General features: G+C 60.4%; 15 protein-coding genes and 2 pseudogenes. 6 read left to right on the forward strand and 11 right to left on the reverse strand.

Features of this window, described 5'->3' with window-relative positions:
- The first annotated feature begins 200 nt into the window (after positions 1-200).
- Positions 201-3,890, forward strand: a complete 3,690-nt coding sequence (locus tag EOC93_RS07020) for a PAS-domain containing protein (protein WP_095486259.1) — start codon at positions 201-203, stop codon at positions 3,888-3,890.
- A gap of 69 nt (positions 3,891-3,959) precedes the next feature.
- On the forward strand, positions 3,960-4,667 hold the full coding sequence (locus EOC93_RS07025; protein WP_095486258.1) for a response regulator transcription factor: 708 nt from the start codon (positions 3,960-3,962) through the stop codon (positions 4,665-4,667).
- Positions 4,668-4,927: 260 nt separating this feature from the next.
- Here EOC93_RS07025 and EOC93_RS07030 read toward each other — a convergent pair whose 3' ends face one another.
- The 11 genes and pseudogenes from EOC93_RS07030 to EOC93_RS07085 all read right to left on the reverse strand — a co-directional run bounded on the left by EOC93_RS07030 (position 4,928) and on the right by EOC93_RS07085 (position 16,207).
- Positions 4,928-6,637 (reverse strand): tetratricopeptide repeat protein, encoded by a 1,710-nt coding sequence (locus EOC93_RS07030; protein ID WP_095486257.1) that lies wholly within the window; start codon positions 6,635-6,637, stop codon positions 4,928-4,930.
- A gap of 4 nt (positions 6,638-6,641) precedes the next feature.
- Positions 6,642-6,818 (reverse strand): DUF1127 domain-containing protein, encoded by a 177-nt coding sequence (locus EOC93_RS35305; RefSeq protein ID WP_127204217.1) that lies wholly within the window; start codon positions 6,816-6,818, stop codon positions 6,642-6,644.
- 48 nt (positions 6,819-6,866) lie between these two features.
- Complete coding sequence (locus EOC93_RS34635; RefSeq protein WP_245329945.1) at positions 6,867-7,133, reverse strand: hypothetical protein; 267 nt, start codon at positions 7,131-7,133, stop codon at positions 6,867-6,869.
- A 34-nt stretch (positions 7,134-7,167) separates the two neighbouring features.
- Positions 7,168-7,326, reverse strand: a pseudogene (locus EOC93_RS35515) (hypothetical protein); the annotation flags it as partial.
- Between the two features lie 515 nt (positions 7,327-7,841).
- The gene (locus tag EOC93_RS07055; protein WP_095486253.1) at positions 7,842-9,233 is read right to left on the reverse strand and encodes a glycosyltransferase; all 1,392 of its coding nucleotides are present in this window, start codon (positions 9,231-9,233) and stop codon (positions 7,842-7,844) included.
- A 496-nt stretch (positions 9,234-9,729) separates the two neighbouring features.
- The gene (locus EOC93_RS07060; protein ID WP_095486252.1) at positions 9,730-10,479 is read right to left on the reverse strand and encodes a ribonuclease activity regulator RraA; all 750 of its coding nucleotides are present in this window, start codon (positions 10,477-10,479) and stop codon (positions 9,730-9,732) included.
- 23 nt (positions 10,480-10,502) lie between these two features.
- On the reverse strand, positions 10,503-11,666 hold the full coding sequence (locus EOC93_RS07065; RefSeq protein ID WP_127204220.1) for a mandelate racemase/muconate lactonizing enzyme family protein: 1,164 nt from the start codon (positions 11,664-11,666) through the stop codon (positions 10,503-10,505).
- Between the two features lie 30 nt (positions 11,667-11,696).
- Positions 11,697-12,794, reverse strand: a complete 1,098-nt coding sequence (locus tag EOC93_RS07070; protein WP_095486250.1) for an ABC transporter ATP-binding protein — start codon at positions 12,792-12,794, stop codon at positions 11,697-11,699.
- A 10-nt stretch (positions 12,795-12,804) separates the two neighbouring features.
- Entirely contained in the window at positions 12,805-13,695 is an 891-nt protein-coding gene (locus EOC93_RS07075; protein WP_095486249.1) for a carbohydrate ABC transporter permease, read from the reverse strand.
- Positions 13,692-14,651: a sugar ABC transporter permease gene (locus EOC93_RS07080; protein ID WP_095486248.1), complete on the reverse strand. Its 960-nt coding sequence runs from the start codon at positions 14,649-14,651 to the stop codon at positions 13,692-13,694. Before EOC93_RS07080 ends, EOC93_RS07075 begins: the two co-directional genes overlap by 4 nt.
- 77 nt (positions 14,652-14,728) lie before the next feature.
- Entirely contained in the window at positions 14,729-16,207 is a 1,479-nt protein-coding gene (locus EOC93_RS07085) for a sugar ABC transporter substrate-binding protein (protein ID WP_127204221.1), read from the reverse strand.
- Between the two features lie 212 nt (positions 16,208-16,419).
- On the opposite strand from EOC93_RS07085, the gene EOC93_RS07090 reads away from it, so the two are divergent.
- The 4 genes and pseudogenes from EOC93_RS07090 to EOC93_RS07105 all read left to right on the forward strand — a co-directional run bounded on the left by EOC93_RS07090 (position 16,420) and on the right by EOC93_RS07105 (position 20,197).
- Positions 16,420-17,130 (forward strand): GntR family transcriptional regulator, encoded by a 711-nt coding sequence (locus tag EOC93_RS07090; protein ID WP_095486246.1) that lies wholly within the window; start codon positions 16,420-16,422, stop codon positions 17,128-17,130.
- Between the two features lie 53 nt (positions 17,131-17,183).
- A complete protein-coding gene (locus EOC93_RS07095; RefSeq protein ID WP_095486245.1) occupies positions 17,184-18,350 on the forward strand; it encodes a mandelate racemase/muconate lactonizing enzyme family protein in 1,167 nt (388 codons plus the stop codon).
- 59 nt (positions 18,351-18,409) lie between these two features.
- A pseudogene (locus EOC93_RS07100) lies at positions 18,410-19,769 on the forward strand (mandelate racemase/muconate lactonizing enzyme family protein).
- A 101-nt stretch (positions 19,770-19,870) separates the two neighbouring features.
- On the forward strand, positions 19,871-20,197 hold the full coding sequence (locus EOC93_RS07105) for an NIPSNAP family protein (protein WP_095486584.1): 327 nt from the start codon (positions 19,871-19,873) through the stop codon (positions 20,195-20,197).
- Positions 20,198-20,199: the final 2 nt, after the last annotated feature.

Below are 20,199 nucleotides of genomic sequence, written 5' to 3' on the forward strand. Positions count from 1 at the left end.
TTTCGGCCGTGCAATCTAGGCCATTCATGTTTCGGCCGTTTTTCTGGAGCGTTGGATAGATTTCGTTTTCACGCCAGCGCTGGCGAAGACTCCCACGCGCCGAAACAGTTGAAACAAATCACGCAGCGTCTGAATGTGTGCTGAAACAAAGAGGGTCTAGTATCCGCCCTCGGGACATCACGCGAACAAAGGGAACGTCCATGCGGCCTGATAATCCGGTTACATCCACACCCACAGGCTATGCCCTCTTTGACGCCAACAATGTCCTCGTTGGTAGCAATCCGGAGATATTTGGAAGCCAGCGGCTCGACCGCGGCGAGATGCAGCCGATGGACGCCATTGCCGCAATCGCCGAAGCCCTCTCATGTCTGAAAAGTTTCGACGGCCGCCCCATCGAGCCGGGCAACGCGTTCGCTGAAAGCGCTGCGGCGCGATGGATGCAAATCGACGACGCTCCTGTTGAAGCGGAGACTTTGGATGGGCGGTGGAAGTTGCTCACGGCACATCCTCGGCCGGACGGTGGCATCGCCCTGGTAAGCGTCGACATTACTGACATGAAGCGAGCGCAGATCGCGCACCTGGAAAACGCCGAGATATTCCGCTGCATCACGGACAGTCACCCGCTGCCCGTTTGGGTGGTGGACGCGGGAAGCGGGCAAATCCTCTATGAAAGCCTCGATGCGTCGAACCTGCTTGGCCGAAAATGGACGTCGAACGAACCGCAATTCCTGACGGATCATTTCGTGAATACTGGCGAATTCGATGAAATCAGGTCTCTTGCCAACAACAGCGACATCGTGCGGGATCACGAAATCCAGCTTAGAAACGCGAGCGGATCGACTGTCTGGTGTTCGACCAACTGCCGTCGCGGTGTTTATGGCGGGCGCCGCTCGCTCATCATCGGGGTGTTGGACATCACGGAACGGAAGCAGCGCGAGGATCTGTTCGGTTTCTTGATCAAGCATCATCCGTTGCCGGTATGGATGAACGACGCGAGTTCGGGGGAACTCATCTACCAGAGCAATGCTGCCGAACGGCTGCTTGGATGGAGCAAAAAGGCGCAACGCGAGACGGTGCGGCTCGGCGATTACTTTGTCGACCCCGAGAAACACCGGGAAATCAATCGGGAGCTCATGCAAAAGGGCGTCGTCGAAAATTGCGAGGTGCTTCTTAAAAGACCCGACGGCCAAGAGTTCTGGGCCACGGGCAATCTCAGGATCGTCGAGTTCCAGGGCCGGCGAGTGGTTCTCGCCGGCATCGCCGATGTGACCAAGCAGAAGAAGCGTGACGGCGAGGTCGCTGCGGCGCGGGAGATGCTCGCAGACGCCGTTGAATCACTCTCCGAGGGGTTCGCACTGTACGACGAAGATCACCGCCTGGTCATGTGCAACAGCCTTTACCGCGAGCTGAACCACCCGGTGCGGGATCTCGTTAAACCGGGCGTGGAATGGGCCGAACTCCTTCGCGAATCCGCCAAGCGCGGCGTGTACCGCAATGCGGTTGGGCGCGAGGATGAGTGGCTGGACGAGCGGATTCAAGGCCGGATCGAGTTTCACTCCCATTTCGAAGTCCCCCTCTCCGACGGCAAATGGCACTCGGTATCGATACATCCCACCGATCTTGGCGGCTTCGTCGTAACGCGCGCCGACATCAGCGAGCGCAAGAAGGCCGAGGCTGCCGAGCGCGACGCCACGGCACTGCTGCAAAAGGTGCTCGATGCCTGCCCTTCGCCGATACACATGACCACGATCGAGGGAGAAACGCTCTACCGCAATCCTGCTACCAGAGATCTCTACGCCGACCGTCCTCGAATAACCGACCACTATGTCGATCCAGACTATAGCGCAATATTGGAGCGCACCCTGATCGAAAAGGGCAGGATCGATGATTTTCGGATCCAGCAGTACGACACCGAGAACAAGGCCTTCTGGGCTTCGATTTCCGCTCGCCTGATCGATTTCCAGGGAAGGCAGGTGATAGTGTCGAACACGACGAATATCACCGACATGATCGCCGCCCAGCAAGAAACGCGCAAGGCCAACGAGCGGCTGATCGACGCGATCGAATCTCTGGCCGAAGGGTTTGCCCTCTACGACAGGAACGATTGCCTGGTGCTGGCCAACAGCAGGTACCGCCAGATGCACGCGATAAGCGCGGATGTGCTCGTTCCCGGCGTGAACTGGTTCGAGTTCCTCCGCGTGACCGCAGAGCGCAACCAGTTTCCGGTTCCACGGGACAAGATCGACGACTGGCTTGCCGAGAGGGCAAGGGACCGCCGCGAATTCCGGCAACAGGAATTCCGTCACACAGACGGGGGTTGGTTTTTCGTCTCGAACTGTCCGACCCGCGAAGGCGGGTTCGTGGTCACCCGTGTCGACATTACAGAGCGCAAGCGGGCCGAGGAGGCCGCCAAGGAAGCGGATGAAATGGTCCGCAAGGTCCTCGAAGCCTGCCCCGTCAACATCCAGATGACCCGCGCGCATGACGGGAAGCTGCTTTACCGCAGCCCCGCCACCGTTGAGCTGCTCGGCAACGTGACCAGCGCCATCGACTACTATGTCGATCCTTCAGCGCGGATGCGATACGTTGAGCGGCTGCTCGCGATGGGGTTGGTCGACGATTTCGAAACCCAGCTCAAACGCAAGGACGGTGGAACCTGCTGGTGCTCGATTTCGTCTCGACTGATCGATTACCACGGTGAGAAGGTGATTGTTTCCCACGCCTACGATCTCACCGACCGTATCGAAATGCAGCAGGAATTGGAGCGGCAGCGCGAGACGCTGCACCAGAACGAGAAAATGTCGGCGCTCGGCGGATTGCTGGCGGGGGTGGCGCATGAACTCAACAATCCGCTCTCGGTCGTGCTTGGCCTGTCATCGCTGTTGAAGGAGACCGCAACCGACGCCAAGGTCGTGGAACGCGCCGACAAGATGAGCAAGGCAGCCGAACGCTGCGCCAGGATCGTCAAGACTTTCCTGGCTATGGCCAGACAGCAGCCGACGCGAACCTCAAACGTTGCGATCGATGACATTATTTCCGAAGCGGTGGACGTGGCGAGCTATTCGATTCGATCGTCGGACATCGGGCTTTCAGTTCATCTTGAACCTGGTCTTCCCCCGATCTGGGCGGATCCCGATCAGCTTGCCCAGGTGCTGATCAATTTGCTTGTCAATGCAGAACAGGCGCTGCACGGCTGGGAAGGGCGACGGACAATCACGGTTTCAACGCGGCTTCATCCCACGACCGGCAACATAGTCGTCAGCGTTGCCGACACGGGTCCGGGAATTTCCAAAGAGATACTTCCCCGCATTTTCGAGCCGTTCTTCACGACGAAAGAGATTGGGGCAGGAACCGGGATCGGGCTATCCTTCTGTCATCGGATCGTTCAATCCCATGGAGGAACCATCGAGGTCGAATCCCCCGAGGGGGGTGGCTCGACCTTCATACTTTCGCTGCCTGCTTCGGACCGTCTCGACGAACGAGCCGAAACGGCCGAAGACGAGCTCCCGAATTCAACCGGCATTGCTTGTCTGGTGGTGGACGACGAAGAGGAAGTGGGTGAGCTGGTCGCTGAGGTGCTCAGACGAGATGGTTTCAACGTCACCTTTGCCAGATCCGGCGAAGAAGCGCTGCTGCACCTCCAGAACCGCACTTTCGCGCTGATCCTGAGCGATCTGAAAATGCCGAACATGGACGGACGGGGATTGTTCAACCAGATTGCCAAGCTCCATCCGGCCGAGCTCGACAGGTTAGCCTTCCTGACGGGGGACACGATCAGCCCGGACGCGCAGATGTTCCTGCGCGCCGCGAAACGGCCCTATCTTGAGAAACCGATCAAACCTAACGAGCTCCTTTCGTTTGTCTCGAACTTGGTTAACAACAATACTTGACAGATCCATTGAATTGCACGTCACTCCAGAGGCAACTTTTCCATTAGGCTAGTTGCTCGGTGGTCGATTTTGACGACGCACGCACACGTAGTTGTCTGCGATGACGAACCGGATATCCGCGACACGGTGGCGGAATATCTGGAGCATCATGGCTATGCCGTGACGCCGGCCAATGCAGGGCCTGCCCTGCGTGAACTTGTTGATAGCCAGCACGTCGATGTGGTCATATTGGATATCCGAATGCCAGGAGAGGATGGCCTCTCCCTGGCGCGATATCTACGAGAGCACTCAGACGTTGCCATTATCATGCTGACCGGATCGGCGGAAATCGTCGACCGCGTTGTCGGATTGGAGATTGGCGCCGACGACTATGTCGCGAAGCCCGTGGACCTGCGGGAGCTGCTGGCGCGGGTAAAGGCCGTGCTGCGCAGAACATCGGCGAGCGAAAGAGCTGCGGAGAAAGCGAGCACTCCGGGCCACCAGGTCCAGTTCGGCAAGTGCCGCTTCGACCCGGACGCACACAAATTATACAACGCCGACGGGGCCGAAATAGCGATCACCGCGATGGAGTTCCGGCTTCTGAAAGTATTCAGCGAACATCGCGGACGAGTACTCAACCGCGATCAACTGCTCGAACTCGCCCACGACCGCGGATGGGATCCCTTCGATCGCAGCATCGACATTCGCGTTTCGCGCCTGCGGAAGAAAATTGAGGTCGATCCCTCCAAGCCGGAGGTGATCAGGACAATCCGCGGCATGGGTTACCTCTACTCTTGAGCGCGCCGCTGCCTAGTTGGACCAGCGCAGCCCTTGCGGCCGAGGTATTGCGATTTTGTGGCTCCCCCGCTCAAACTTCTGATTTTCGGGATCCATGCTGCGTTGGGTTGCGGTTCCACTATGACGTGTGGGCACTGAAAGGCAGGCGTGCAGGCCAAGCCTGTCTTCTCGACACCTGGAATTGTGTGCCGCAGCCGCCGAGTTGCGAGGCTGCGACACGTTTCCTGAGCCGACAACGACGCCGGCACCTTAAGCGCGGCTCAGAGCCGTTCGATGCCGAGAAAGTCCGGCGCTCCCACCCAGGCGGCCTTGAGGCGTGCATCCATCTCTTCGGCGTCCGCTGCCCTGCCGGTCCTGCGGAAAACCTCGCGCAGGCCCCACAACGCCCAGGCGTTGTTTGGAGTCTGCTCCAGGACGTGCTCGAAAGCTGCCGCGGCCGCCTCGTGCTCGCCCATGGCCATGTGGATCGCGCCGAGCGTCTGTCGGACCGGATAATACCAGTAGGCCGGTTCCATATAGGCAAGGCCGTCCTCGATCGCGACCGCCGCCTCAAGCTTGTTGCGCGCTTCCTGTAGGTCACCCTGGTGCTGGGCAATGCGGGCCTCCACGATTAGCGCGCTCAATTCCAGCAGGTCCGGCGCCGGAAGTCCTCCCGCCGTCTCCGTGGAAAAATCGGTCTCGGCGGCGAGCTTGCGGATTGCGGTGGCTTCTGCGCGCGCCGCCTCGCTCGCACCCGTTGCGGCGAAGGCGACACCCCTCGCATATCGCCAGGTTGCCTCGACATACGGCAGGGCGTTTGCCGGCACCGGCAGCGCGAGTATGACCTCGGGATCGCTGTACTGGGCGTGTGCAAAATAGGTGGCCGCCTTGATCGGCTGCAGCCCAGCCACCTTTCTGGCCATGGTGTCGGAGACCAGCGCTTCGAGCTTTTTGGCCGCCCCGGCGATTGCCTCGACGTCGCCCGCCATCTGTGCGGAGGTCATCAAGAAATGCAGGTTGTGAGGATAATAGCCGTCCGTGTAGACACCGGGCGTGCTCTCCGGCGCTATGCTGACGCGCTCGAAATAGGCCTCGTCCGCGACCACCGCCTCGCGGTTGATCTCCAGGCTGTCGATCCACCGGCCGACCTGGTGATAGATGTGAGATGGCATGTGCACGATGTGTCCGGCGCCGGGCATGAGGGCGGCAAGCCGGTCGGCGTAGGGTTCGGCCCTTTCCGGCGTCTTGGACGCTTCGACGGCGTGGATATAGAGATGGATCGCGCCGGCATGATCCGGATTGCGGCCCAGCACCCGCTCCAGTGAGGCCACAAGCTTGATCGTGTCCGGCTTTGGCGTTGCTCCGCTGTCAAGCCAGTAGTCCCACGGCATCAGGTTCATAAGCGCGTCGGCGTAGAGCGTGGCGATCTCGTCGTCCTGCGGATGGCGTTCGGCCAGTTTCGCCATCGCCGTGGCATAGGCCCGGTTGAGGGCGCCCTGGTCGGTCGAAGTGTCGGCGCTGTAACGCTTGGAGAGCGCGGCGATGAGGTCCTTTTCCCGGCTGGAGGCGAGGTGCGCCAACTTGCGCGCCTGCGCGACGGCTTCGGCGGCGTTCGCGGCTGCCTCCGGATCCATGCCGGCGTTGATGTTGGGGCCGAGCACGTAAGCCTCGCCCCAGAAACACATGGCGCAGGTCGGGTCCAGCTTCTGCGCGGCCCTGAAAGCGCGCTGCGCCTCAGAGTGATTGAACGCCCACGCCCAGCGCAGGCCCTGGTCGAAATAGGCCTGCGTCAGCGGGTTAGCGGTGGTGACAAGGTAGGAATGGCTGCCTAGGTTTTCGAACAGCGGGACGCTTGTCGAATCCTCGGCAACCGCCGCCGCCTTGGCCTGGCGGTGCGGAAGGCCCGAGTCATGGGCATTGGCGGCGGGCGCCGCCAGAAGGGCGGCCACGCTCGCACAGGCCAGTAGCGGGAGCCTAAATGAAAGCTTCATGGTTTCAGCCCACCTTGTCTTCTTGGCCGCGCTTCAAGCCGCGGACCACCAAACCAATTTCGGACCGGCTGATCCCGATGTCCTTCAGGAGGGCATCCTCCATTGCCGCAAGGGTCCGTTCCGCCATACGGTGAACCCGGTAGTCCCGGAAAGAGCGGTAAGCTGCTCGCATTATCGACATTGCAACGCTCCATGATTAACGCCGCGGAATGCAGCGGTGCCGTTGCATTTAAACCATCCCTGTTTCAGGCGTTTTTCCGCGCTGAACGCGAAGTGTTTCGTTTGTTTCAGCGCCGAGGAGCGCTTCCCCGGTGGTGTGAATTCCGAGCTGCCAGAGGCGCGGGAAACTTCTTTCTTGGCGCTGGATCGTGAAACCGGCGTCCGCGATCAGCCACGCTGGCTCGCGCGTCAGATGCCAGCCGCCGGCAAGCCAGCCCCACAGTCCGACAAGACGCCCTTGCAGCGTGCTCGGGGAGCGGAGTTTCGCCGCCGCCATGCTCTATGAACACCAGCCGCCCGCCGGCCTTCAGGACGCGGCGGAACTCAGCCAGCGCGCCGTTCGGGTGCGGGATCGTGCAAAGCGAGTAGGTGAGGACCACGGTATCGGCCATAGCATCAGCCAGGCGCTTCTGGTCTGCATTCTGCCGCCACTCATTGTTTGACATCCATGGCTCGGCAACCGACGGCATCAACCTGCGGACCTTATTGGTTCGGACAGTTTCTCATCGGCATTTCGATTGGCTCTCGCTTCAAGAGGGAGGTGGTCTTGCGGCTTCCTCGCGTCTTCGTCAGCAGCGCGGTTTTCATTCTGATCCTTGCCACCTTGCTTTTCGGTTATGCTGCCCTTCTGTGCTGGCTAACGGGACTGGACCTGGCCAGTGCGACCTCGGCGCCTCGCCTGGCGGCCTGGTCGAAATGGCCATCACCGCACAAACGCTGCACTTGTCCGTCGGGCTTGTGACAGGGTTTCATGTTGTCAGGGCATTTCTCGTCAACGGATTCGCGACGAAGTTTTGGGTAGAATTTCATCGCGTCGGATTGTTTTCCGGCCTGGACTGGATCGCCAGCAGATTAAAGAGACATCGATGATGCATCGAGAGACCGGCAGGTACACGAACCGAGCCGACGAAATTTCCTTTCAGCGGAAGGGATAGGCTGAAGACGGATGCAGCAGTCCAGGCGCGAACGCAGCGTCCCACAGCCGTCACTTTGTGGAGTCACTGCGCGTCGCCACCGCGTCCTTGACGGCATTCGCAAGGTTGGCGAGGATTCTCCATTCCTGCTTGAGACCTTCGAGCGTCGCCTCAAACGAACGGGTGCGGGTAGCTCGGGCACCAGCATGGCTCGCGACAGCGTGCGAATAGAGATCGACGGTCTGCTGCGCGGTCGAAGATTGTGAGTAGGAGGCCGCAGTCAATCTGGCTTCTTCTTGCAGTGCTGCTCGGCCCGGCGGAGTGAGCGCGCGGACTCTGGCGAGAGCCTTGGAGAATTGGCCTGGGGACGCATCGGCTGACAGGAGATAGCCGTTCTTTCCGGTGCGTACTACTTCACGGACTCCAGGTTCATCAAGCCCAACTACCGGAACGCCGGTCGCCATCGCCTCGACGAGCACAAGACCCTGGGTTTCGGAACGCGACGAGAAGGCGAAGACGTCCATGGCGGCATAGACGTCGGCCAGATCGGCGCCTTCGACCACGCCTAGCAGATGGCACCTGTCCTGAAGACCCGCCTCGTCCAGCATGCGGCGCATTTCGGACGCTGACGCACCGTCGCCGGCGACGACAAAATGCGCGCGCTCATTTTGCAAAAGAAACAGGCAAACCGCTTCAGTGAGGTAAGTCAGGTTCTTCTCCGGCGCCAGCCGGCCTACGTGCCCGACGATGAAATCGGTTTCCACTATTCCCAACCGGCTCCGCAATCTCAGCCGATCTCCATCGGCGAACCTGGCCAGATCAATGCCGGTCGGGATTGTGGTGATCGGTTTGGTGACGTCGTGGTGGCGCAAGAGGTCGGCAATGCTGTGAGTTGGAGCGATGATATGATCGCACAGGTCACAGTAGCCAGCCGCCAGGCTGAGCACGAGCCGTTGGAGGACCGGTGCATCCTGCGCAACGTAGTGGCCGTAGAGTTCGTAGCGGGTGTGATAGGTAAATATCGTCGGCAATGCTCGCGACGCCGCGGTGCGAAGGGCGGTGTCGCCGAGAAGAAACGGGTGGTGCGAATGGACGACATCCGGTTCGAAGGCGTTCAGTGTCTTCTCGAGCGAGCGGGTGAACGGAATCGGCACTGAAAAATCGCTGCCGTTAAAATTCTGGATCGCAGGGACACGAAGGATGTCGCTTTCTGATCGAGCTGCTTCCGCATAGTCCGGCGCGACGATCAGGACTGCATGCCCCAACTCACGCAGCATTTCCGACAACGACGCAACGCTGTGTGCAACGCCGCCGACATGCGGGCTGAATGTGTTGGTAAACATCACAATGTTCATGCAGGGCCTGTCGAGTACCGCGCCTATCGATCGAAGGGAGGTAGCCTCCAAAGCAATCGCCGCGTCCAGCTTGTCGAGCCATCGGATGATCGAAATCCGATCTTCCACAGTCCGGACTCCCTGCGACAACCAGGCAGCAAGTTTGGGAGCCTGGCGCTCGGACTAAACCCTGACCTTGCCGTCAAGGATCACCTTACCATCCTGAACATTAACGCGGAAAGCCTGAGCTTCGGCCTCGCGCTTCAGCGCTGACTTGCGCGTTTCGATGTAGGAAACTAGGGGCCTGGTGTGCCGAGCAAATACCAACTCGTCCGACCGCGCTCGTGACCTCTAGGACCGCGTCAAACGCCTCGCTTCGAGAACGAAGATCCCTCCCTCCTGTTCGCCGAGGTCGGCAAGAAGTGACTCTCGAAAACCCGAAACCAGAATCAACACAGTCCGTCAAGAGCCGACATTCGGCGGACTTCGAGGAAGTCTGAATCACGTCAATCCCGGCTGCCAGATCGAAAGCGGTGCCCCAAAGCGAAATTCGACTCCCCACTTTTTCGTAGACGCCGGCGATACCGCCAGACGGTCTGCCGCCCGCCGCAGGGTAATCCATGCGCTAACTAGGGTTCTCCAAGCGGTTTGTTTTGCGCCACTCCTCATACTCCCCGCGGGCATCGTCATGCAGCGGGTAGTAGCGCTGCAACGAACCGCCTCCCATGAGTTTCACTCGCGAGAACTCCTCCCAGTCGTGATGCTTCTGCGATTCTTCGATTACCTTTGCGGCCATCGCGACGGGGAGCACCACCACGCCATCGTCGTCGGCGACGATGATGTCGCCGGGGATCACCGTGACACCGCCGCAGGCAATCGGAACGTTGACGGCATTGGGGTAGATGCTGGTCTGCACATGATAATTTGGCGTCCAGCCGCGCAGCCATAGGGGCAGATCGAGCTTTTCAACATTGGGCCGGTCGCGCATGCACCCGTCGATGACGATACCCGCGCCGCCTCTGCCTTTGAAATACGTCGACATCATATCGCCGAAGACGCCCGAGCTCATGTCGCCGCGCGCGTCGACCACGACCACATCGCCCTCCTGCGCGTGATAGAGCACGTGCCGATGCAACTGCGTCTCCGGATCGGCATATTCTCCCTCGCTGAATAGATCCGGCCGCTGTGGCATGAACTGCAGCGTCAGCGCCGGCCCGACGATCGACTTCCCGTGGTTTTGGGCTACCGGTCCGACCATGTGCGGATTGCGAAATCCCATGTGGCCAAGCGTGCCGGCAACCGTCGCGGCGCCGATCTCCCTTAGCGCGTCGATCAGGTTTTTTGGCGGCCGCGTGATGTCAGGAGCATGTGTCATCGTGGACTCCGGTTGAAAGAGAACTACCAGTTCGTAACGGAACCGTCGCGGCGCTTAAGGTGAGGCGCTTCCCAGAAACGAAAGCTCTCCGCCTGGACCGCCTTTTCGTCGACCTCGACGCCTAGCCCCGGCAGGTCACTGACCGGATAGTCGGCGCCATCGAGTTGTGGTTGCACCGGGAAGAAGTCGGAATTGTCGAAGCCCAGCTTTCTTTCGGGCGCCCTGGTCTCGAGCCACGCGAAGTTGGAGACCGCGGCAGCGAGATGCATGGTCGCGGCCGTGCACACCGGGCCAAGCGGATTGTGCGGCATCAGGTCGACGTAGTGCGCTTCGCTCCAGCCAGCGACTTTCATCGCCTCGGTGAGTCCGCCGACATTGCAAACATCGAGCCGGTTGAACTGGTGGATGCCGCGTTCGATATAGGGCAGGAACTGCCACTTGCTGGCAAATTCCTCGCCGATGGCAAAGGGGATGTCGGTCATCGTGCGCAGGGATTCGTAGGCCTCCGGTGTCTCGTCCCGTATCGGCTCCTCGAGGAAATCAAGCACGCCGCGGCCGAGCTTGTTGCAGAAGCTCGCCGCCTCCGCCACCGATAGCCGATGATGATAGTCGATGCCGAGGACGACGTCGTCGCCCAGCGCCTCGCGCGCCTTGTTCATCATACTCGCGGTGGCGCCGATCGACTCGCGCGGCTCGAAGATGTCCCTGCCGTTTTGCCCGACGGGGAAGAAGCGGATCGCCTGCCACCCTTGCGCGCGGAGTTCGCGGGCTCGTTCTATGGCGACATCCCCCTCGGCCTCGTCTCCGGTCGAGGCGAAGGTGGGGACGCGGTCGCGCTGCTTGCCGCCCAGCAGCTCGTAGACAGGCACCCCCAATGCCTTGCCCTTGATGTCGTGAAGGGCGATGTCGATGGCGGAAATCGCCGCCTGCAGAACTCGCCCGCCCTCGAAGTACTGGCTGCGATAAACCTCCTGCCAGATCCGGCCAATCTGCATCGGGTCGCGGCCGATGAGGAACTCGCGATAGTGCTCTACCGCGCCGGCCACGGCCTTCTCGCGACCGCTCAAGCCGCTCTCGCCCCAGCCGAAGATGCCTTGGTCGGTCTCGACCTTGACGAGCATCTGGTTGCGCGTTCCTACCCATACTGGATAGGGCTTGATCGCGGTGATCTTAAGCCTCTCAGTCATCTACGCCCACGTTCCACGCGCCGCCCTATCTCAGTTGGCCGTGAGGGCCATTTCAGTTTCGCCGTCGAACAGATGCATCCGCTCCTGATCGAACTCGAGCCAGATCTGTTCGTCAGGTGCGACGGCGATGTTGGGAGGCACGCTGATGTTGACGATGGCGCCGGAGAGGAACGCCTGCACGAAGGTGACGTCTCCGGTTGGTTCCACCGTAAAGGCCTTGGCCGGAATGGCACCGGGGACCGCGCTGTTGTGCAGCTTGATCGTCGAGTGTCGCGCTCCGAGCACGACCTTCTTGGTCGTCGCCCTCTGGACCTTGCGCGCGTTGAGTTGCGACAGCTCGAGGCTCCAGCCTTCCGCGCTGGTCAACACGGTGTTGCCGTTTGCCGTCGATGCCTCCAGCGGAATAAGGCTCATCGCCGGGCTGCCTATGAAGCTCGCGACAAACATGTTCACGGGATGGGCGAAAACCTGTGCCGGCGAATCGTATTGCTGCAGATAGCCACCGTTCATTACCGCCATCCTGTCTGCCATGGTCACGGCCTCGAGTTGGTCGTGCGTTACATAGATGATCGTCGCCTTCAGGTCCTGATGGAACCGCTTTATTTCGGACCGCATCTGCACGCGCAGTTTGGCATCGAGGTTAGAGAGCGGCTCATCCATCAGGAACACAGCGGGGTCGCGGACGAGGGCACGGCCCAGGGCCACACGCTGCTGCTGTCCGCCCGAAAGTTCGCGCGGCTTGCGCTCGAGCAAGTGCGTCATGTCGAGCACTCGCGCCGCTTCCTTGACCTTCTTGTCAATCTCGTCCCTGGGGAGTTTGCGCATCTGCAACGGGAACGCCAGGTTCTTGTAGACCGATTTCTGCGGGTAGAGCGCGTAGTTCTGGAACACCATTGCGATGTCGCGGTCCTTGGGGTCGAGGTCGTTGACCACTCGTTCCCCGATGACGATGTCGCCCGATGTGATTGGGATCAGCCCCGCGACGAGATTAAGCGTGGTCGTCTTGCCGCAGCCTGAAGGGCCGACTAACGCAACGAATTCGCCGTCATTGACCGTCAACGAAACGTCGTTGACGGCTTTGAAGCTGCCATAGGTCTTGACGAGATCTTTGAGGACCACGTGGGCCATCGGCAACTCCTTAATGCTTGACCGCGCCTTCTGTAAGGGCGCGTACGAAGTATCGTTGCAGGACGAGGAACAGCACCACGACGGGCACGCTCATCATAAAGCTGGCCGCCATCAGGCCCGGAAAGTCCGTCGTATTTTCCGAGAAGAAGCGCTGGATGCCGACCGGCAGTGTCAGCTGGTCGTTTTTGGAGAGGAAGGTGTAGGCGTAGATGTATTCGTTCCACGCGCCGATGAAGGAATAGATCGCGGTGGCGATGATCCCCGGCGTCGAGAGCGGCATCACGATCAGGATGAAGGCCTGGAACCGCGTTGCGCCATCGATGCGCGCCGCCTGCTCGAGCTGCACCGGGATGTTGTCGTAAAAGCCCTTGAGCAGCCAGATCGCCAGCGGCAGGCCGAAGGTGAGATAGGTGAGGATCAGCGAGCCATGTGTGTTCACCAGCCCCAGCACGCGCATCAGGATGAAGAGCGGCACGAGAAAGATCACGGCCGGGAACATGTTGCGCAGCAGCACCGAGAAGAACAGGAAGTTTCGGCCGGGGAAACTGAAGCGGGAAAACGCGTAGGCCGCAGGGACAGCCACGATCACCGAAAGGATTGTCGTGACGGTCGAGACGAAAAGGCTGTTCCAGAAGAAGCGGAGGAAGTCCTGACCGACGCTGTTCTGCGGATCGAGCAGCTTTTGATAGCTGGCGAGGGTAGGCTGGTCCGGCCACCATTGCGGCGGGAATTGCATCGCCGCGAACCCAGACTTGATCGAAGTGATCAGCATCCAGATCATCGGCAGCGCGGTGTAAAGCAGCATGAAAACGAGGAAGATGCGCCCGGCCCACCGCCATCCGTCGACACGCATGCGGCGCCGGGTCTGACCTCGAGGGGCTGTCTCGACAATCGTGCTCATGCGCTCCCTTCTTTCCGCTCGTTGCCGCTTAGCGCACGGACGTAGAAGTAGCCCAGCGTCATCAGGATGAGGAACAGGAGCACCGAATAGGCCGATGCCACGCCCCAGAGCTGTCGGCCGAAGGCGAGCTCATAAATGTGGGTGATCCAGATATGCGATGCGTTCGACGGCCCGCCGCCGGTCATGATCCAGGGGATGATGAAGGAATTGAAGTTGGCCACCGCGAGCAGCAGGATCGTCACTGTCGAGACGTTGCGCAAATGCGGGAAGGTGACGTGCCAGAAGCGCTGCCATGCACTGGCTCCGTCGACTTTTGCAGCGCTCAGCAACTGTTCGGGGACTGTCTGCAGGCCGGCCATCATCATGATCATGGCAAACGGAAACTCGCGCCAGATATTGACGACGATCAGGGATGGCAGCACCGTGCTGACGCTGTCGATGAAATTCGGCGGCCGGTCGGCCAATCCGAGGCCGACCAGCACTGCGCCGATGATCCCGAAGTCCGAATGGTAGATCCACCTCCAGATATAGGAGGCGGCGACCGCGCTGATGACCCAGGGAACGATCAGGACAGCGCGCAGGACACCACGGCCGATAAAATCGCGGTGGAGCGCCAGCGCTGCGGCAAACCCCAGGACAAAAGAGATGAAAGTGGATCCCACTGTCCAGATCAGAGTGTTCCAGGTGACTTTCCAGAACACACGACTGGCGAGGATGGTCGTGTAGTTGTCGAAGCCGATAAAGGTCTTGTCGCGGAGCTGTAGGCCAGGCGGCGTCTTAAAGAACGACAGCTCGATCGTGTAGTAGATCGGATAGGCGATGACGATGAGCATCACGGCGATCGCAGGGAGCACGTATGCGTAGTCGGCGCGATGCTCCCATATCTTCCGCAACAAGCCGGATTTACCGGGTTGCAATATTCGGCGAGCCTCGGCCTTGCCGGTCACGATCGTCACTGTGGCGTGCCCTCGTTCTTCGGAACGAGCCGGCTGCACTATCGGCGCAGCCGGCCAGATCGCAGGTCAGGCTTGGACTAGAGTCCGCCCATCAGATCTTTGACCTTCTGGGCCGCGTCGTCCGCTGCCTCGTCGACGGTCATCGCTCCGGTCAGGGCATTCTGCAGCATGTCCGGGACGATGATGTTCATGATCTCGGGGGATTGCGGCAGCGCTGGGAACGGGATGCCATATGGCAGCATCGAGGTCGTCACATCGAGGAACTCGATGTTGTCGAGACGTTCCTTCATCCATTTGGTCTTGAAACCATTAAGGTTGCCTGGGTTCGAGCCGGCGTAGGCCATCTTCAGCGACCACTCAGGGCTCGCCCACATGCAGATGATGGCCTTTGCAGCCGGCTCGTCTACCTTGCCGCCCTCGACATATTCGGGCTTCAGAATGTGAATGTTCGAGCCGCCGAACACGACGGCGCGCTTGCCGTCGGGGCCAGTCGGAATCAGGCCGTAGCGCATGTTGTCGATGACGGTCTGCGCCTTGTCTTTGTCGGTGCCTGTCGCCTTCTTCTGCAGGTCGAGCATCACGTCGTAGTCGGACGGGTGCGAGATCATCATGCCAAGCTGGCCGGCGAGGAACAGGGGCTGGTTATCGGCCTGCTGGTTGGTGAGTGCCGAAACCGGAACCGATTTGTCGCGAACGTACATGTCGTATGAGGCTTGCAGCGCTGCCTTGCTCTGCGGGCTGCCGAGTTGGACCTCCTCATAGGTCGGGTTCGCGGTGGCTTCGTCGAAGACGCCGCCGCCATAGGCCCATAGCTGTGGCATGAAACGGTACGGCGTATTGCCGGCATTCTTGCGAGCCACGAGGCCGTAGCCGGCAATGCCGAGCTTGTCGTGGATCTGCTTGGAATATTTGACGACGTCGTCCCAGGTTGCCGGCGGCTTGTCCGGATCGAGGCCCGCCCGCTTGAAGATGTCGGCGTTCCAGATGAATGCCATCGTCTCGTTGTTGGTCGGAATGCCGTAGGTAACGTCCTCCCAGGTTACGGCCTTCATGGCGCCGGGCCAGAAATCATCGGTCGAATAGCCGACATCTTCGGGTTTGAGCGGTTCCAGATAGCCCTTTGACGCGAACTCGGTACCACCCAGGATTTGCAGGCGGACCGCCATCGGCGCGGCATTGCCCAGGAGCGCCGTGCGGAACTTGTCAAGAAGGTCGTTATAGGTGAGGGCTTGTTCCTCGAGCTGGATGTTCGGATAGGTCTTGCGGAAGGTCTCGAAGAATTCCTTGTAGTACTGGCGCAGGAGGTCGGGGTCGCCCTCGAACACGCCCTGATACCAGAAAGTCAGCCGTCCCTTGTAGTCGAGCGGGGTGACCTTGGCGCAATCGGCTGCCGTGTCAAAATCCTGTGTGCCGGCAATGGAGCGCACATATTCCGGCGACCACTTGCTCAGGTCGACCGGCGGCGCACCGAGTGCCGATGTGGACATCAGCGATGCCATCAAAGCAGTGGCGACAGTGCCGCGCAGGACCGCACTGCCGAGCGTAATCCTCGTCATAGGTATCCTCCCTGGTTCTCCATGCCGCCCTGCGCCGAGGCAAAGCGGCCTAGCTCGTACGACCGCGGGACGCCTCCCTATTCTATGTATCCCTTCGATCACCTTGTACGTTTTCAGATCGTGGATTGCCTGTCAACGCATAGGATCGTACATTGTTTGTGGAAACCGTGTGTGATATCGGGCAGAGTATGTACTGAATAGGGGAGCCGGCCTTGGCCGAAATAAGCGATTTTAAAGCCATGCCACCGGCTGAGATTGACCCCATAGGGGCCTCCAGCGAGGGCGCCTCAGTTTACGAACTGATTAGGGAAGACATCATCGAAGGGCGGCTCGTCGCCAACGAACGGCTTGTGGTCACCGACCTCGCCCGGCGTCATGGCACCTCGACCAACCCCGTGCGCGAGGCCCTGCAACTCTTGCGCGGGGAGGGTTTTGTCATATTTCTCCCCAACCGCGGGGCGCGCGTCCGACCCATAGATCAGGATTTTGTGCGGGATATCTATGAAATCGGTGTTCTGATCGAGCCGGCCTTGACGCGATGGTTTGTGAATATGGCGACCGGCGAGGACATCGCCGAGCTCGAACGTCTCCAAGGCCTGATCGAAGAGAACAACTTCGCCGACACGTTCAGGCACAGCGAGCTGGATACGGCTTTCCACACCGTGATGTACCAGCGGCACTATAACCGCCATGCCGCCGAACTTTGGTGGAAGCATCGCGAAGTGCTGCGAGCCGTGAGCCGGCGTTTCAACTTCACGCTTGCACGGCGTGCCGCGATCATTCGCGAGCACCGCGAACTCATCGCGCTCGTAAAGGCGGGAGAGGCCGACAAGGCGGCCGAACTCGTTTCTCGCCATGTCGAGGGTTCAGGCCGGCATATTCTCGAACAGATGCGAGCGCGCAACGCCGCTCGGGCCGGATAGAATGTCCGGTCCAGAACATCGTTAGCCCGACCATTTCGAAAAAGGTAGTTGAGATGAAAATCACGAGCATTCGGCCGTGGCTGATCAAGTCCGATGCTTCCTATTGGGGAGAGTTCCTTTTCGTCGAGGTGACGACCGACGAAGGGGTGAGCGGCTGGGGAGAGATCACGACAACCACAAGGCTCGCCAACCGCGCCCTGTGCACGATCCTGCGGCAGATCGGCATCGCCGTGACAGGCGAGAATCCAGCTCATATCGAGCGTCTCTGGCACAAGATTTTCCGCAGCTTCACCTACATGGGCAGCCGCGGCGCCGCCGTCGAATGCGTGAGCGCCATCGATATAGCCCTCTGGGATATCCGGGGCAAAGTCCTCGGTAAGCCGATCTACGAGCTGCTAGGCGGACCGGTGCGCGATGAAATCGCACTCTACACCCATCCTAACCAGGCCAAATTCACCAGCAAGGAGGCTGTGGTCCGCGAAATTTTGGACATCGTCGAGTCCGGACACACAGCGCTCAAGTTCGATCCTTTCCCCCACCAGGGCCGCACCGCCGATGGCCTGTCCCGCGAACAGCGGGACGGTTACCTCGATGGCAGCATGACTCGCAAGGACGAGCGCGAAGCGGCCGAACTCACGGCGCTGATCCGCGAAACGGCGGGGCCTGATGTCGACATTCTCATCGACGCGCATGGCCGCTTCGACGTTCCCACCGCTATTCGCCTATGTCGGAGCCTGGAGGAAGCCGGCCAGATCGACTGGTTTGAGGAGCCCTGTCCGCCCGAGAGCCTTAACGCACTCAAGCAGGTGCGTGAGAAGGTCAGTGCCGCGATCTCGTGGGGCGAGCGCGGCCACACGAAATGGGATTTCGTGCCGGTACTCGAGAACAAGCTCGCTGACTACATCATGCCTGATGTGACCTGGACCGGCGGCATTACCGAACTCAAGAAGATTTCCGCCCTATGCGAAGCCTACTACATCCCGGTCTCGCCGCATGACGCCGCTGGGCCGATCAACGTGGTTGCGGGAGCGCAGGTGATGATGACCGTTCCCAACTTCTACAAGCTCGAAACGTCGGAGTGGAACCTGGGCAAATACGATCACCTCATCGACAGACCTCTCGACGTTTCGAACGGCAGCCTGAAGCTGACATCGAAGCCTGGTCTGGGTGTTGAGATGGACCGCGACTACCTGCAGGCCCATGAGATCGAGCTGGACTAGCAACTCGATGCTCAGCGTGCGGGGCGGCAAGCTCCGCTGACCTAGAACGAGGACAAGCCATGCCAAAGACGGGTGGCGCCGACGAGGCGCTCAATCGGGTGAACGCGAACTCCAAGCCGTCCGACCTTCGCATCACCGACATGCGGGTAGCCGAAATCGTCGGTGCGCCGTTCACCTCGGCGCTCATCAAGATCTACACCAACCAGGGCATTGTCGGCCTGGGCGAAGTGCGTGACGGCGCTAGCGCCACCTATGCGCTGATGCTGAAGAGCCGGTTGCTCGGCGAGAATCCCTGTGACATTGACCGACTGTTCCGCCGCATCAAGCAATTTGGTGGCCATGGCCGGCAAGGCGGCGGCGTCTCGGCGGTCGAAATCGCGCTGTGGGATCTCGCCGGCAAGGCCTATGGCGTGCCGATCTACCAGATGCTCGGGGGACGGTTCCGCGACAAGGTGCGTGTCTATTGCGACACCGACGCCGACAAGCCAAGTGGCACCGAGACCGGCAAGCGCCTCAAGCAGCGCATGGAACTCGGCTTCACGTTCCTCAAGATGGATCTGGGGCTGGCGCAGATCTCCCACATCCCGGGCGCGGTGGTCGCGCCGGCTGGCGTGCTCGACGGTTTCCGCACGCATGCCAGCCGCGGCCGGGCACGCACGTTGGACGAACGCCGGGCGCGCAATGCCGCCTATGACGCGCAGAACGTGCCGCATCCCTTCACCGGCCTCCACTTCACCGAAAAGGGCATCGACCTGCTCGATCAATATATCCACGAGGTCCGCGAGGTGATCGGCTACGAGGTCCCGCTCGCCATCGACCATGTCGGCCACATCTCGCTGCAGGATGGCATCCGTCTCGCCCGGCGGATCGAGAAATATGCACCGGCCTGGCTCGAGGACGTGATCCCCTGGCAGTACACCGAGCAGTATCGGCAGTTGCAGCAGGCTACGTCCGTGCCGATCTGCACGGGTGAGGACATCTATCTCAAGGAAGGCTTCGAGCCGCTGCTCAACTCAGGCATCTCGGTCATCCATCCGGACTTGCTGACCACCGGCGGCATCCTCGAGACCAAGAAGATCGGCGACGCGGCACAGGACCATGGTGTCGCCATGGCGATCCATATGGCGGAAAGTCCAATCGCGGCAATGGCTGCGGCGCATGTCGCGACCGCGACCGAAAACTTCATGGCGCTCGAATATCACTCCGCCGATGTCGACTGGTGGGACGATATCGTCACCGGCGTTCCCAAGCCGCTCGTCAAGGACGGCTTTATCACTGTTCTGGACAAGCCGGGCCTGGGGATTGACGACGTAGTCGACGAGGTAATCTCGCTGCACCTGCAACCGGGGGGTCACGGGGATATGGCAATCCACCGAGCATTGGGACAATGAATATAGCTGGGACCGGACCTGGAGTTAGCCCAGACCCCTCCCCTCATTCCCCAGGCTCACAGGGCCAACGACCGACCATTCGTGTCGACCTCTCTCAAGGGAGAGGCGAAGAAAGAAACGGACGAAACCATGATCTACGAACTGCGTATCTATGACTGCCTGCCGGGCAGGCTGCCGGCTTTGCTCAAGCGCTTTTCCGACCAAACGCTGGCCATCTGGGAGAGGCATGGCATCCGCCAAGCCGGGTTTTTCACCACGGCGATCGGCGAAAACAGCAATCGCCTCACCTATTTCCTCGCCTGGGAATCGCTGGCCGAGCGTGAGGCGAAATGGGCGGCTTTCGTCACCGATCCGGCATGGCACAGAGCCCGGGACGAGTCTGAGCGCGACGGGCAGATCATTGCCAATATCAGCAGCCAGCTGCTCACGCCGACAGCTTTCTCGTCTGTGAAATAGGA

It is taken from the genome of Mesorhizobium sp. M6A.T.Ce.TU.002.03.1.1 (assembly GCF_003997275.1).
In the GTDB taxonomy this organism is placed as follows: Bacteria; Pseudomonadota; Alphaproteobacteria; order Rhizobiales; family Rhizobiaceae; genus Mesorhizobium; species Mesorhizobium mediterraneum.

Bases quoted from the DNA above. Each gene is read 5' to 3' on its own strand.
- EOC93_RS07020 (WP_095486259.1), top strand. From the start codon at position 201: ATGCGGCCTGATAATCCGGTTACATCCACACCCACAGGCTATGCCCTC.
- EOC93_RS07030 (WP_095486257.1), bottom strand. From the start codon at position 6,637: ATGAAGCTTTCATTTAGGCTCCCGCTACTGGCCTGTGCGAGCGTGGCC.
- EOC93_RS35305 (WP_127204217.1), bottom strand. From the start codon at position 6,818: ATGTCGATAATGCGAGCAGCTTACCGCTCTTTCCGGGACTACCGGGTT.
- EOC93_RS34635 (WP_245329945.1), bottom strand. From the start codon at position 7,133: ATGGCGGCGGCGAAACTCCGCTCCCCGAGCACGCTGCAAGGGCGTCTT.
- EOC93_RS07060 (WP_095486252.1), bottom strand. From the start codon at position 10,479: ATGACACATGCTCCTGACATCACGCGGCCGCCAAAAAACCTGATCGAC.
- EOC93_RS07065 (WP_127204220.1), bottom strand. From the start codon at position 11,666: ATGACTGAGAGGCTTAAGATCACCGCGATCAAGCCCTATCCAGTATGG.
- EOC93_RS07070 (WP_095486250.1), bottom strand. From the start codon at position 12,794: ATGGCCCACGTGGTCCTCAAAGATCTCGTCAAGACCTATGGCAGCTTC.
- EOC93_RS07075 (WP_095486249.1), bottom strand. From the start codon at position 13,695: ATGAGCACGATTGTCGAGACAGCCCCTCGAGGTCAGACCCGGCGCCGC.
- EOC93_RS07085 (WP_127204221.1), bottom strand. From the start codon at position 16,207: ATGACGAGGATTACGCTCGGCAGTGCGGTCCTGCGCGGCACTGTCGCC.
- EOC93_RS07095 (WP_095486245.1), top strand. From the start codon at position 17,184: ATGAAAATCACGAGCATTCGGCCGTGGCTGATCAAGTCCGATGCTTCC.
- EOC93_RS07105 (WP_095486584.1), top strand. From the start codon at position 19,871: ATGATCTACGAACTGCGTATCTATGACTGCCTGCCGGGCAGGCTGCCG.